The sequence below is a fragment of the Serratia sp. CY81684 genome, from assembly GCF_052166595.1.
In the GTDB taxonomy this organism is placed as follows: domain Bacteria; phylum Pseudomonadota; class Gammaproteobacteria; order Enterobacterales; family Enterobacteriaceae; genus Serratia; species Serratia nematodiphila.
In genome coordinates this window covers 268,395-280,783 of sequence record NZ_JBJNOO010000005.1, presented here as the reverse complement: position 1 = coordinate 280,783, position 12,389 = coordinate 268,395, and the positions used below count along the sequence as shown (strand labels likewise).

General features: G+C 62.5%; 12 protein-coding genes, 3 tRNA genes and 1 pseudogene. 9 read left to right on the top strand and 7 right to left on the bottom strand.

Features of this window, described 5'->3' with window-relative positions:
- The first annotated feature begins 10 nt into the window (after positions 1-10).
- The 5 genes from ACJ8QF_RS19340 to fucP are packed head-to-tail and all read left to right on the top strand — an operon-like array spanning position 11 to position 4,546.
- Positions 11-1,288, top strand: coding sequence for an L-fuconate dehydratase (locus ACJ8QF_RS19340; RefSeq protein WP_082997232.1), 1,278 nt, complete (start codon positions 11-13; stop codon positions 1,286-1,288).
- Positions 1,289-1,302: 14 nt separating this feature from the next.
- The gene (locus ACJ8QF_RS19335) at positions 1,303-2,166 is read left to right on the top strand and encodes an amidohydrolase family protein (RefSeq protein ID WP_442537765.1); all 864 of its coding nucleotides are present in this window, start codon (positions 1,303-1,305) and stop codon (positions 2,164-2,166) included.
- Positions 2,144-2,920: an SDR family oxidoreductase gene (locus ACJ8QF_RS19330; RefSeq protein WP_044029740.1), complete on the top strand. Its 777-nt coding sequence runs from the start codon at positions 2,144-2,146 to the stop codon at positions 2,918-2,920. Before ACJ8QF_RS19335 ends, ACJ8QF_RS19330 begins: the two co-directional genes overlap by 23 nt.
- The gene (locus tag ACJ8QF_RS19325; RefSeq protein ID WP_004933135.1) at positions 2,917-3,276 is read left to right on the top strand and encodes an L-rhamnose mutarotase; all 360 of its coding nucleotides are present in this window, start codon (positions 2,917-2,919) and stop codon (positions 3,274-3,276) included. Before ACJ8QF_RS19330 ends, ACJ8QF_RS19325 begins: the two co-directional genes overlap by 4 nt.
- A gap of 40 nt (positions 3,277-3,316) precedes the next feature.
- Entirely contained in the window at positions 3,317-4,546 is a 1,230-nt protein-coding gene (gene fucP / locus ACJ8QF_RS19320) for an L-fucose:H+ symporter permease (RefSeq protein ID WP_442537764.1), read from the top strand.
- Position 4,547: 1 nt separating this feature from the next.
- Here the strand turns inward: fucP and ACJ8QF_RS19315 are convergent, their stop codons facing one another.
- Positions 4,548-5,750, bottom strand: a complete 1,203-nt coding sequence (locus tag ACJ8QF_RS19315; RefSeq protein WP_442537763.1) for an MFS transporter — start codon at positions 5,748-5,750, stop codon at positions 4,548-4,550.
- A 108-nt stretch (positions 5,751-5,858) separates the two neighbouring features.
- Between ACJ8QF_RS19315 and ACJ8QF_RS19310 the strand changes: the two genes are divergently transcribed.
- Complete coding sequence (locus ACJ8QF_RS19310) at positions 5,859-6,770, top strand: LysR family transcriptional regulator (RefSeq protein ID WP_280631669.1); 912 nt, start codon at positions 5,859-5,861, stop codon at positions 6,768-6,770.
- Positions 6,771-6,780: 10 nt separating this feature from the next.
- Here ACJ8QF_RS19310 and ACJ8QF_RS19305 read toward each other — a convergent pair whose 3' ends face one another.
- The gene (locus ACJ8QF_RS19305) at positions 6,781-7,977 is read right to left on the bottom strand and encodes an MFS transporter (protein WP_280630951.1); all 1,197 of its coding nucleotides are present in this window, start codon (positions 7,975-7,977) and stop codon (positions 6,781-6,783) included.
- A 137-nt stretch (positions 7,978-8,114) separates the two neighbouring features.
- Here ACJ8QF_RS19305 and ACJ8QF_RS19300 point away from each other — a divergent pair, with 137 nt between their 5' ends.
- Positions 8,115-8,711: a TetR/AcrR family transcriptional regulator gene (locus tag ACJ8QF_RS19300; protein ID WP_004933120.1), complete on the top strand. Its 597-nt coding sequence runs from the start codon at positions 8,115-8,117 to the stop codon at positions 8,709-8,711.
- Positions 8,712-8,748: 37 nt separating this feature from the next.
- On the opposite strand, the gene ACJ8QF_RS19295 is transcribed toward ACJ8QF_RS19300, so the two are convergent.
- On the bottom strand, positions 8,749-9,828 hold the full coding sequence (locus ACJ8QF_RS19295) for a GGDEF domain-containing protein (protein ID WP_033645665.1): 1,080 nt from the start codon (positions 9,826-9,828) through the stop codon (positions 8,749-8,751).
- 259 nt (positions 9,829-10,087) lie between these two features.
- Between ACJ8QF_RS19295 and ACJ8QF_RS19290 the strand changes: the two genes are divergently transcribed.
- Positions 10,088-10,372: a DUF1435 domain-containing protein gene (locus tag ACJ8QF_RS19290; RefSeq protein WP_004933115.1), complete on the top strand. Its 285-nt coding sequence runs from the start codon at positions 10,088-10,090 to the stop codon at positions 10,370-10,372.
- Between the two features lie 89 nt (positions 10,373-10,461).
- Here ACJ8QF_RS19290 and ACJ8QF_RS19285 read toward each other — a convergent pair.
- The 4 genes from ACJ8QF_RS19285 to ACJ8QF_RS19270 all read right to left on the bottom strand — a co-directional run bounded on the left by ACJ8QF_RS19285 (position 10,462) and on the right by ACJ8QF_RS19270 (position 11,817).
- Positions 10,462-10,548 (bottom strand) — tRNA-Leu (locus ACJ8QF_RS19285).
- A 42-nt stretch (positions 10,549-10,590) separates the two neighbouring features.
- Positions 10,591-10,677, bottom strand: a tRNA-Leu gene (locus ACJ8QF_RS19280).
- 36 nt (positions 10,678-10,713) lie between these two features.
- Positions 10,714-10,800 (bottom strand) — tRNA-Leu (locus ACJ8QF_RS19275).
- Positions 10,801-10,872: 72 nt separating this feature from the next.
- On the bottom strand, positions 10,873-11,817 hold the full coding sequence (locus ACJ8QF_RS19270; RefSeq protein ID WP_015376553.1) for a LysR family transcriptional regulator: 945 nt from the start codon (positions 11,815-11,817) through the stop codon (positions 10,873-10,875).
- A 118-nt stretch (positions 11,818-11,935) separates the two neighbouring features.
- Between ACJ8QF_RS19270 and ACJ8QF_RS19265 the strand changes: the two are divergent.
- Positions 11,936-12,313, top strand: a pseudogene (locus ACJ8QF_RS19265) (aldo/keto reductase); the annotation flags it as partial.
- Positions 12,314-12,389: the final 76 nt, after the last annotated feature.

Sequence of the window (12,389 nt, the reverse complement as noted above, 5' to 3'; positions counted from 1 at the left end):
GAGCGCCGCCATGACCACCATTACCGCACTGCGGGTTGAAGACATTCGTTTCCCCACGTCGCTGGGGCTGGACGGATCCGACGCCATGAATCCGGATCCCGACTATTCCGCCGCCTACGTGATCCTGGAGACCGATCGCGCGGATCTCAGCGGCCACGGGCTGACGTTCACCATCGGGCGCGGCAACGAGATCTGCTGCGCGGCGATCCGCGCGCTGGAGCATCAGATCGTCGGCGAGCGGCTGGAGGATATCGCCGCTGACATGGGCGCCTTCTGGCGGCGCTTCACCAGCGACAGCCAGCTGCGCTGGATCGGGCCGGACAAAGGCGCTATTCACCTGGCGACCGGCGCGGTGGTCAACGCGGTGTGGGATCTGTGGGCCAAATCGGTCGGCAAACCGGTGTGGCGGCTGGTGGCGGAGATGACGCCGGAGGAGCTGGTGCGCTGCATCGACTTCCGTTACATCACCGACTGCATCACGCCGCAGGAAGCGCTGGCGCTGCTCAAGCAGCGAGCCGAGGGCAAAGAACGCCGCCTGGAACGACTGCTGCAGGAAGGGTATCCCTGCTACACCACTTCGGCAGGGTGGTTGGGTTATCCGGACGACAAGCTGCGCCGCCTGTGCCAGGAGGCGGTCGACGCCGGTTTCTCCTACCTGAAGCTGAAGGTTGGGCGCGATCTGGAAGACGACATTCGCCGGGTGCGCATCGCCCGCGAGGTGATCGGCCCGGATCGCCGGCTGATGATCGACGCCAACCAGGTGTGGGAAGTCGATGAAGCCATTCCGTGGGTGAAACATCTGGCGTTCGCCAAACCCTGGTTTATCGAAGAGCCGACCAGCCCGGACGACGTGGAAGGGCATCGCCGCATCCGCGAAGGGGTGGCGCCGGTCAAGGTGGCTACCGGCGAGATGTGCCAGAACCGCATCATGTTCAAACAGTTCATCATGCGCGGCGCGGTGGATGTGGTGCAGATCGACGCCTGTCGCCTCGGCGGCGTCAACGAAGTGCTGGCGGTGATGCTGATGGCGGCCAAATACCAGCTGCCGGTCTGCCCGCACGCCGGCGGCGTCGGGCTGTGCGAATACGTGCAGCACCTGTCGATGATCGACTTCCTGTGCATTGCCGGCACCCACGAGGGCCGGGTGATCGAGTACGTCGATCATTTGCATGAACACTTTGTCGATCCCTGCGTGATCAACGGCGCGGCCTACATGCCGCCGAGCCGGCCCGGTTACTCGATCGAGATGCACCCGTCGTCGATCGAGCAGTATCGGTTCCGCGGGTGAAGCGGGAGGATCGCATGCCGCGCATCGACGCTCACCAGCACTACTGGCGCTACCACCCGCAGCATTACCCGTGGATCGACGAGCGGATGCGCGTGCTGCGGCAGGATTTCGATCCGCCCCGGCTGCGGCCGCTGTTGCAGGAACACGGTTTCGACAGCGCGCTGGCGGTGCAGGCGCGCCCCAGCGAGGAAGAGACGCTGGCCTTGCTGGCGCTGGCTGAGCAGAGCGAGGGCGTATGCGGCGTGGTGGGGTGGCTGGATATCGCTTCGCCACAGCTGGCGCAGCGTCTGGAAACTTTGCGGCCTTATCGCGCGCTGCGCGGGGTGCGCCATCAGGTGCAGGACGAAGCGGATCCGGCGGCCTGGTTGGCGCGGCCGGAGGTGGAACGCGGCATGCAAACGCTGCAGCGCGCCGGGTATGTGTACGAGATCCTGGTGACGCATCGGCATCTGGCGGCCGCGGCGGCGTTCGTCGCCCGCCATGACGAGCACTGGCTGGTGCTGGATCACCTCGGCAAGCCGGACATCGCCCGCGGCGCGCGGCACTGGGCGCAGCAAATCCGGCCGCTGGCGGCGGTGCCGCACGTGGCCTGCAAGCTCTCGGGGCTGATCACCGAGGCGCCGGGCGGCCGGTGGCGGGCGGAGGAGCTGCTGCCGTTCTTCGACGCCGCGCTGGAGGCTTTCGGCCCGCAGCGGCTGATGTTCGGCTCCGACTGGCCGGTGTGCCTGTTGGCCGGCGACTACCGCCAGGTGGTGCAACTGTGCGAACAGGCGCTGTCGACGCTGGGGGCCGCCGAACAGGCGGCGATTTGGGGCGGTACCGCCTGGCGAATTTACGGTTTAACGGAGTCTGGTTATGGATCTGTATCTGCAAGATAAGGTGGTGTTGGTTACCGGCGGCGGTTCCGGCATTGGCGCGGCGATTTCTCATGTGCTGGCCGAGGAAGGGGCGATCCCGGTGCTGGTCACTAACGCCGCGCCGGAGGCGGCGCTGCTGGCCGATTTGCAGCGGCTGCAGCCGCGCACCGGGGTGATCCTCACCGAATTGTGCGATGAGGCGGCCTGCCGCCGGGCGGTTAGCCAGACGCTGGCGACCTTCGGCCGCATCGACGGGCTGGTGAATAACGCCGGGGTCAATGATGGCGTCGGGCTGGAGGCGGGGCGTGAAGCGTTCGTCGGTTCGCTGGAAAAGAACCTGGTGCACTACTACCTGATGGCGCACCTGTGCCAGGCGGCGCTGCGGGAGAGCCGGGGCGCCATCGTCAACATCGCCTCCAAGACCGCGCTCAGCGGCCAGGGCGGCACCAGCGGCTACACCGCCGCCAAGGGCGCGGTGCTGGCGCTGACGCGCGAATGGGCGGTATCGCTGCGCCATGACGGGGTGCGGGTGAACGCGGTGGTGCCGGCGGAGGTGATCACCCCGCAGTACCAGCGCTGGCTCAACACCTTCGCCGAGCCGCAGCGGCAGATGGAGAAAATCACCGCGCGCATTCCGCTCGGACAGCGCATGACCACGCCGCAGGAAATCGCCGACACCGTGGCGTTTCTGCTGTCGTCGCGGTCATCGCACACCACCGGGCAGTGGCTGTCGGTGGACGGCGGCTACCTGCATCTCGATCGGGCGCTGACGTGAGCGGCGCGGCGGCAGGGCGGCGCCGTTTCTGCCAGGCGCTCGATCTGATTGACTCACCGGCGCTGATTGCGGAGTACCAGCAGCATCATCAGCGCATTTGGCCGGGCATCGCCGCGCATTTGCGCGAGCACGGCATTCTGGACATGGAGATTTACCGGTTGGGCACCCGGCTGTTCATGATCGTGGAGGTCAGCGCCGATTTCGACGCCGCGCGCTTTGACGCCGCCAGCCTGAACAACCCCGAAGTACAGCGATGGGAAGCGCTGATGTGGCACTACCAGGTCGCCACCCCCTGGACGCCGCAGGGCGAAAAATGGGTGGAAATGGCGCGGATTTTCTCTCTGCAACAGCAATAACGCCAACATCATCATCGCCAGACGATACGAGGGTATCACCATGCTTGCTGAAAAAAGTGCGGCCTCCGCGCAGCCGGGCGTCCCCGTGACCGCCAATCTGCGCTGGGCCTTTATCCTGGTCACCAGCCTGTTCTTCATGTGGGGGCTGTCCTACGGCCTGCTGGACGTATTAAACAAACATTTTCAGGAGACGTTGCACGTCACCAAGGCGCAGTCGGGGCTGCTGCAGGCGGCCTACTTCGGCGCCTATTTCCTGGTGGCGCTGCCCGCCGGGTACTTTATGGATCGCAAGGGGTATAAGGCGGGCATTCTGGTCGGGCTGTGCCTGTACGCGCTGGGGGCGCTGCTGTTCGTGCCGGCGGCGTCGGCCAACAGCTTCGGCGTGTTCCTGTTTGCGTTGTTCGTTATCGCCAGCGGCCTGGGGTGCCTGGAAACGGCGGCCAACCCTTACGCCACGGTGCTGGGCGACGCGCAGGGCGCCGAACGGCGGCTCAACCTGGCGCAGTCGTTCAACGGCCTCGGGCAGTTTATCGGCCCGCTGATCGGCGGCACGCTGTTCTTCTCCGCCAGCCAGTCCGCCGGCGACGGCGATCAGAGCGCGGTGAAGATGACCTATGTGGCGATCGCCGCGCTGGTGCTGCTGATCGCGCTGTTGTTCAGCCGCACCCGGCTGCCGGCGATCCGCGAAGAGGAAAAACCGGTGCACGGCGTGATAGCGCAGGGATTGTGGCAGCATCCGCATTTCGTCGGCGGGGTTATCACACAGTTCTTCTACGTGGCGGCGCAGGTGGGCGTGGGAGCGTTCTTCATCAACTACGCCACCGAGCACTGGCGCGAGGTGTCTAACCAGAACGCCTCTTACCTGCTGTCGATCGCCATGATCTGCTTTATGGTCGGGCGCTTCTTCAGCACCTGGCTGATGGGGCGGGTCAAACCGGCGACGCTGCTGGCGGTCTATGCGCTGATCAACATCGCGCTGTGCGGCGTGGTGATGCTGAGCGTCGACGGCGTGTCGGTAGTGGCGCTGATCGCGGTGTTCTTCTTTATGTCGATCATGTTCCCGACCATTTTCGCCCTGGGGGTGAAAAATCTGGGCAAGCACACCAAGCGCGCCAGCTCGTTTATGATCATGGCGATCGTCGGCGGCGCCATCATGCCGTACTTTATGGGGGCGCTGGCCGACCGTTACAGCACCGCGCTCTCTTATCTGCTGCCGCTGCTGTGCTTCGCGGTGGTGCTGGTTTACGGCCTGCGGCAGCGCCGCGGCTGATTCAACCCGGCGGCGAATCGGCCTTCGCCGCCGCTTTTGGCATCCGCCGCCGGGTTCCCATCAGGATGGCCAACGCCAGCAGCAGCACCAGGCCGGCCAGCGCGCCGTTTATCGTCAGGCCGCCGGCATCCACCACCAGCCCGCCCACCAGTGAACCGCAGGAAATCGCCAGGTTAAACAGCGCGATATACAGTGAAGAGGCGACCTCGGTCGCATCGGGAGCCGCCTTGAGCATCCACGCCATCAGCGCAACGGAAACGCCACCGTAGGCGATGCCCCACAGCAGCAGGAAGGCGCCGCCGCTCAGCGGCGTTTGGCCCAGCAGCGGCAGCAGCAGGACGGCGAGCGCCAGCCCGAGGGCGATCAGCGCCAGGGTGCGGCACAGTCGTTTGGCGGCGGCCTGGCCGGCGATAAAATTCCCGACGAGGCCGGCGATGCCGTAGGCGAACAGCAGCGGCCCCACCCAGCGGCTCTCGATACCGGAGACCGTCTGCAGCAGCGGACGGACAAAGGTGTAAGCCATAAAGTGACCGGCGACCAGCAAAAACGTCAGCAGCAGCCCGGTCAGCAGCCGGCGATTCGCGCGCTGCGCGGTGAACGACCTCCAGCTTATCGCCTGCGTGACCGGCAGCGGCGGCAGCACGCACACCAGCAGCAGCAGGGTCAGCGCCGCCAGAACGGCGACCGCCAGAAACGCCATGCGCCAGCCCAGCGCTTCGCCGAGGAATACCCCGAGCGGCACGCCGAACACCGAGGCCGCCGCTACGCCGCCGAAGATGACGGACAGCGCCAATCCGACGGAGACCGGCGGCACCAGGCGTTCCGCCAGCCCGCCGGCGATGGCCCAGATACCGCCGATGCAAAAACCCAGCAGGATGCGCGCGGCGAACAGCAGCGCCAGGGAGGTGGCGGCGGCGGCCAGCAGGTTAGCGGCGATCAGCAACAGCAGAAAGCCCGACAGCAGGTTGCGGCGGTCCGTGCGCCGGGCGCCCAGCACCACCAGCGGGGCGAACAGCGCGGCGAACAGAGCCGGCAGGGAAATCAGCAGCCCGGCGCGGCCGATCGATGCGTTCAGGGTGCTGACGATCGGGGTCAGCAGCCCGACGGGCAGCATTTCTGCGGTGACGACGGTAAAGGTGGACAGGCTGACCGCGAAGGTCGCCAGCCACGCTTTTGCGCCGCCGTCGGCGTGTAAGGCACTCATAATGACTCTCCCAACAGATGACGAATCTCAGTGTATCCGCGCAAAAATGGCTGATAAACTGGCCTGAATGCGCAACATTGGGGACAAATCGTGGCTAATTTGCCGTCTATGCCGTTGGATAACCTGACCGACCTACTGGTGTTCATTCGCGTCGCCGACGCCTGCAGCTTCACGCTGGCGGCCGAGAGGCTGGGCATCTCCCGTTCGGCGGCGGGCAAATGCGTGACCCGATTGGAGGCGCGATTGGCGACCCGGCTGCTGCAGCGCACCACGCGCAGCGTCAGCCTGACCGAAGACGGCGCGGTGTTTTACGAGTATGCGCAGCGTATCCTGTCGCAGGCCGAAGAGGCGGAAACGGCGCTCAATACGCGGCGGCAAACCCCGCGCGGGCGGCTGCGGCTGGATGTGCCGGTCTCGCTGGGGCGATTGCACATTTTGCCGATTTTGCGGGAGTTTTTGGCGCAGTGGCCGGAGGTGGACGCCGACGTCAGCTTCTCCGACGATTACAGCGATTTGGTGCGCGACGGCATCGACGTGGCGATCCGCGTCGGCGGCAGCGACGACAGCCGACTGGTGCGACGGGTGCTCGCGCCGCATCGCCTGATCACCTGCGCGGCGCCGAACTATCTGGCGCGGCACGGTACGCCTGCGAAACCGGAAGCGTTGGGCGATCATGAGACGCTGGTCTTCAGCCATCAGGGGCTGCCGGCGCCGTGGCGCTATCGGGTTAACGGTCAACTGCACGAACAGCCGGTGCGCGGCCGGATGCGTTTCAACAACGTTGAGGCATTGCGTGATGCGGCCGTCGCCGGGGCCGGTCTGTGTCAGGTAGGAGCGTTTCTGGTCGGCGAGCAGATTGCGGCCGGCACGCTGGTGCCGGTGCTGGAGCGCTATTGTCGCCCGGGGCCGCCGATCTGCGCCGTCTATCCCAGCCGGCGCCACCTCTCCCCAAAGGTGAAGCTGTTCCTCGCGGCGATCGAACGGCGCTGGCAGGGCAAGGCGATTTGGGAAAGCGCCTAGCGCGAGCGGTTCATGCCGCTTGCACGGCCAGCGTTCGCCGCATTAAGCGATAGCCGCCGGCCGCCACCAGCAGTACGACCAGGCCGGCCGTGAGCGTGACGCCAAAGCCGGCCTTGATCCCCACCGCATCGATCGCCAGCCCCGCCAAGGCGGCGCCGAGCGCCACGCCAACCCCCAGGCCGGTCACCATCCAGGTCAATCCTTCCGTCAAGCGTGAAGGCGGCACGAGGCGTTCAACTAACCCCATGGCGACGATCATGGTCGGGGCGAAAAACAGTCCGGCGACAAACATCGCCGCCGCCAGCGTTAAGACATTGTGCACCCACAGCAGCGGCAGCGTGGTGAGTGCGGTGGCGAAGGCGGCGTATAAGAACTGCCGAGGCAATGGGGACGGCAGCTTTATTGCGCCGAAAATCAGCCCGGAGAGGCAGGAGCCGCCTGCGTAAACCGACAGCACGATGCTGGCAGAGGCCGGCTGCCCCTGCTGCTCGGCGAAGGCCACGCTGATGACGTCCACGGTGCCGACGATGGTGCCCAGCGCGATCAGCGCCAGCACCAGGATCTGCATCGACGGCATGGCCAGGATGGCGCGCTGCCGCTGGTTATTGCGGGGATAAATCGGGGGCTGAGTGCTTTTTTGCCAGGCGAATGCCGAAACGCCCGCCACCAGAAGCAGCGCGGCCGCCAGAGGGCCGGCTTCAGGGAAGAGCGCAACGCTGAGCCCCACGGCGATCGGCGGGCCGACGATAAAGGCGACCTCATCCAGTACGGACTCGAATGAATACGCCGTGTGCAGCTGCGGCGTGCCGCGATAGATTTCGCTCCAGCGGGCTCTGACCATCGCGGAGATGCTGGGCATGCCGCCCGCGAGCGCGGCGAAGACGAACAGCGTCCAGTCCGGCGCCCGATAGTGGGTGCAGATCAGCAGCAGCAACAGGGCGAGTGCACTGACCCCGGTGGCGTAGGGCAGCACGCGACTTTGGCCGTAGCGGTCCGCCGCGCGTGCGATTTGCGGCGCGAGCAGCGCCATGGAAAAGGCGAATGTCGCCGCCACCGCACCCGCCAGCCAATAGGAGCCGCGTACCTGCGAAAGCATGGTGATGATGCCGATACCGGTCATTGAGATCGGCAGGCGCGCGATCAACCCGGCAGAGGAAAACGCCTTGCTGCCCGGTGCGCTGAACAGTGTGAAATAAGGATTAGCCATGAATAGGGCTCCTGAATGTTGGCGGCTCGGTATTCGCGCAATGCCCATCATTGACATACGCCACGTATGTTACGTTAATTGACATACATGGCGAATGTCAATTATAACGTCATCAATGGCGAGACGGGAGTGAATCCATGGCACGTAAAGCGCGCACAGAAATGATTGAAGAAACCCGGCGTAAGCTGGTGGCGGCCGCCCGTCAGCAGTTCGGCGGCGTGGGGTATGCCGAGACGGTGATGGATGAGCTTACTGCGCAAGCCGGTATGACGCGCGGTGCGCTCTATCACCATTTTGGCGACAAGAAGGGATTGTTTTTGGCCGTCGTGCAGGAAATCGACGCCGAAATGGATGCGCGGCTGGCCGACATTACCGCGAGCACGCCAGATGACTGGGACGCCTTCGCGGGGCGTTGCCGCGGTTATCTGATCATGATGACGGAGCCGCAATCGCAGCGCATTCTGTTACGCGATTCGCCCTCGGTGCTGGGAGCCGACTATCTGCAGGCCAGCAAGCTGGGTTGCATCACCTGGATGACGGGGGCCTTACAGGCGTTGATGGCGCAGCGGCGTATCGCTACCGCCGAACCGGAAGCGCTGGCGCATTTAATCAATGGCGGCCTGATGGATGCTGCGCTGTGGGTCGCCCATCAGCCGGAAAAAGACGTGGCGCTGGAGCAGGCCTTGGCCAGTTTGAACCTGTTGTTGAACGGGCTGCGTTCCACCTCTGCTTAAGTTTTACTGGCGGCCGCCGCGCCGTTTCGGCGGCGGCTTAAGGGTGAATGACGACGGGCTGGACGTTTTGCGCCAGCTGGATATTGTTGCGGCCGCTGTGTTTCGCCAGATAGAGCGCGGCGTCGGCTGCGCCTATCGCCGATTCGATGTCCAGTTTTTCCAGCGCGGAGATGCCGGCGCTAAGCGTCAGCGTGCCGCTGTGCTGCGGGCTGGCGCCGTGCGGGATGTTCAGTTCCGCCACGCGTTGGCGCACCCGCTCGGCCAACTGCGCCGCGTAGCCTTCGTGCACGTTGGTCAGCAGCACCAAAAACTCTTCCCCGCCGTAACGCACCACGATATCGCGCGAACGCACCGCATCGCGGATGGCGACCGCCACCTGCACCAAAGCCCGATCGCCCATGGCGTGGCCGTAGCTGTCGTTGTAGACCTTGAAGTGGTCGATATCCAGCAATAGCACGTAATGGTGGCCGGTTTGCGGTTCCAGCAGCATAGTGATCTTATTCTCCAGCCCACGTCGGTTATAAAGGCCGGTCAGGGGATCGAGCATGCTCAAATTATTGAATTTGTCCCGCTCGTTATACAGGTTGGCCACCAGCGCGTGGGTAAAGATTTCACTGCGTTTCAACATCAGGTGATGAATGGAGAAAGCGATAATAGGTAATAGCGTGGTGAATAATATCCGCAGGGTATTATGCATGCCGTCTAAAGCCAGGATCATCATTGCGGAAGGTACGGCGTGTAAACAAAAGGCGGTAAAGTTATCCGTCAGAGAAATAGCGCTGATAAAAAAGATGCTAAACAAACTAATTAATAAAAAATCTTGGTTATTCGGTAGGCAATATTGACTTTTAACGTAAATATGTGCGGCCCAGAGCAGGCCGAGTACGCTGGCGAACAGGTTGAGTTTGCACAAATATTTACGTGGTGTTTGCAGGGAAAATAGCGCCGCTACCAGACAAAATAGCGGTATACATAATAAAGGTAGGGTAAATGCGGGCGTATCCCTAAAAGGGAACAATAATGTAAATACGGAAGAGGCGGCATTCATTATCAGAAAAAGAAATAATGCCAGGCGCTGCTTGCTGTTCAGTAATTCCTGATAAGAACGGGCGTTCATACGGAGGTCACTCTTTGCAAAGTCGTTCTGTCGAATAATTAAGGTTGAGAAGCATTCCTTTGGCGCGAATATCCACTTGAATTGCATGGTTGAGGATTGTGATTATTATCATGCAAACAGGACTAGGAATTTTCTTATGTCAAATTATCATTTTTTCCTGCTGGTGTCATCTGAGTTTGGTCAGCGCAGTGAAAATGATGCAGCGGCCAAAAAAGTGTTATATGATATTGGTTATCATTATCACTTAAGGAGGGGTGTCATGCTCACTGCCATGATTGCCGCGTGCGGGCTGTGGGGCGTCAGTTGGTGCCTCGGGGATCGCCTGGCCAGCGCCTGGGGCGTTTTGCTACCTTGTGCGTTGATGCCGCTTCTGGCCTTGATCAACCTGGATATGCTGCAGTTGCGCACCCTGATCGTGATAGCGATGTTGGCCACGCTGGTGATGCTGTTCAATAGCCGGCTGCGCCACTATCTGCTGCTGCCTTCCTGCATGGCGCTGGCGGGCGGCCTGGCGGCTGTCAGCCTGAACTTTAGCTTCGGGTGAAACGCCGGAAACGGCAAAACCACGCTTAAGCGTGTTTATCATCAATGCGTTGGGATTTTTTCGAAGGAACTACCGGAGAGATCATCAATTGGTGCGAAGAGAGGGACTTGAACCCTCACGTCCGTAAGGACACTAACACCTGAAGCTAGCGCGTCTACCAATTCCGCCACCTTCGCACAGTCGATGTTGTTGCTTTGATTTATATTACGTCGCCAGCTTGGTGCGAAGAGAGGGACTTGAACCCTCACGTCCGTAAGAACACTAACACCTGAAGCTAGCGCGTCTACCAATTCCGCCACCTTCGCATCGATGCTGAGTGCAATATAAATCATGTGGTTATTTGGTGCGAAGAGAGGGACTTGAACCCTCACGTCCGTAAGGACACTAACACCTGAAGCTAGCGCGTCTACCAATTCCGCCACCTTCGCGTACCAGAAACATTACCGGAGTAACGTTACCACGGAGGCGAATTCTAGAGATTTTGGCGGGCACGTCAACAGTTATTTCCCCGCTTTGCGGGCGTTTGCTGGAAAAACAGCCATATCGCCGCTTTTCTGCTGGTCAAACAGCCAAATCAGCCAATCAATCAACACCCTGACCCGCGGCGCCAGGAAACGGCCGGGCGGATACATGATGTAAATCGGCATTGGCGGAGGCGGCGTGTCCGCCAACACCTCCACCAGCTCTCCCTGTTTCAGCCAGGGCGCCAGCGAATAGCGTGCCGCCTGAATCAATCCCATGCCGGCGCGCGCGCCGGCGATGTAGGCGTCGGCGCCGCTGACGCTGAGCCGGGCGGGCAGTTCGCGCAGTTCCAGCTTGCCGCCGCGGCAGAATTCCAGCGGGTAATCGCGGTTGCTGGCCAGTGAAAAATACCCCACCGCGCGATGCGGCTCCAGGCTATCGATGTCAAGTGGCGTACCGTGGGCCTGCAGATAAGCGGGGGAGGCGCAGGTGACCTGCGGCAGCTGGGCGATGCGCCGCGCCGCCAGGCCATCGTCTTCGGTTTCCCAGGCGCGCAGCACGCAGTCCACGCCTTCGCGCAACAGATCGACGTGGGTGTCGTTGGCGCCCAGCGCCAGCGTGATGTCGGGATACCGCCGATAAAAGTCGTCCAGCGCCGGAATCACCACCTCGCGCGCCAGCGAATGGGGCATATCGATGCGCACCTTGCCGGACGGCTGCAGCTTATGCTGGCTGAACAACGTGTCCGCCTCTTCCAGCGCCCCCAGCAGCTGTACGCAGCGCTGGTAATAGAGGCTGCCTTCGCTGGTCACCTGCACCTGGCGGGTGGTGCGGATCAGCAGGCGCACGCCCAGCCGCTGTTCCAGCCGTTTCAGCGCGTTGCTGACCGTGGCGCGCGGCAGCTGCAGGCGTTCGGCCGCCCGGCTGAAACTGCCCAGTTCGACGATGCGGGTAAAAATGCGCATGGCTTGAACCTGATCCATGTCCACTCCGGATTGTTGGTGATTTTTGAACAGTGATGTGCAATCTGCATTATTTATCTTTGTCGCGTAAACAACCAGACTTTGCTGCGTTATCCATTCACCGCATGAGGGCAGCACAATGCAACAACGTAAACTCGGTTCCAACGGTCCCGTCGTCTCCGCCCTGGGGCTGGGGTGCATGGGCATGAGCGACTTCTATTCCACCGGCGCCGATCGGCAGGAAGCCATCGCCACGCTGCACCGGGCGCTGGAGTTGGGCGTCACGCTGCTCGACACCGCCGACATGTACGGGCCGCACACCAACGAAGAGCTGGTGGGGGAGGCGATCAGGGGCAAGCGGCAACAGGTGTTCCTGGCCACCAAGTTCGGCATCCTGCGCGATCCGGCGGATCCTTCGGCGCGCGGCGTCAGCAGCCGGCCCGAGTATATCCGGCGCTCCGTCGAGGGGAGCCTGAGGCGCTTGGGCGTGGAGGAGATCGATCTCTATTATCGGCACCATTCCCTCTTCCTGTAATGTCCGAAGTTGTCCAGTAATACACTAATTAACAATGAATTATATGGTGTCATTGTTC

What these genes read in the sequence shown, in the direction of transcription:
- fucP (WP_442537764.1), top strand. Translation starts at nt 3,317, where the DNA reads ATGCTTGCTGAAAAAAGTGCGGCCTCCGCGCAGCCGGGCGTCCCCGTG.
- ACJ8QF_RS19295 (WP_033645665.1), bottom strand. Translation starts at nt 9,828, where the DNA reads ATGAACGCCCGTTCTTATCAGGAATTACTGAACAGCAAGCAGCGCCTG.
- ACJ8QF_RS19300 (WP_004933120.1), top strand. Translation starts at nt 8,115, where the DNA reads ATGGCACGTAAAGCGCGCACAGAAATGATTGAAGAAACCCGGCGTAAG.
- ACJ8QF_RS19310 (WP_280631669.1), top strand. Translation starts at nt 5,859, where the DNA reads ATGCCGTTGGATAACCTGACCGACCTACTGGTGTTCATTCGCGTCGCC.
- ACJ8QF_RS19340 (WP_082997232.1), top strand. Translation starts at nt 11, where the DNA reads ATGACCACCATTACCGCACTGCGGGTTGAAGACATTCGTTTCCCCACG.
- ACJ8QF_RS19330 (WP_044029740.1), top strand. Translation starts at nt 2,144, where the DNA reads ATGGATCTGTATCTGCAAGATAAGGTGGTGTTGGTTACCGGCGGCGGT.
- ACJ8QF_RS19315 (WP_442537763.1), bottom strand. Translation starts at nt 5,750, where the DNA reads ATGAGTGCCTTACACGCCGACGGCGGCGCAAAAGCGTGGCTGGCGACC.
- ACJ8QF_RS19305 (WP_280630951.1), bottom strand. Translation starts at nt 7,977, where the DNA reads ATGGCTAATCCTTATTTCACACTGTTCAGCGCACCGGGCAGCAAGGCG.
- ACJ8QF_RS19290 (WP_004933115.1), top strand. Translation starts at nt 10,088, where the DNA reads ATGCTCACTGCCATGATTGCCGCGTGCGGGCTGTGGGGCGTCAGTTGG.
- ACJ8QF_RS19270 (WP_015376553.1), bottom strand. Translation starts at nt 11,817, where the DNA reads ATGGATCAGGTTCAAGCCATGCGCATTTTTACCCGCATCGTCGAACTG.
- ACJ8QF_RS19335 (WP_442537765.1), top strand. Translation starts at nt 1,303, where the DNA reads ATGCCGCGCATCGACGCTCACCAGCACTACTGGCGCTACCACCCGCAG.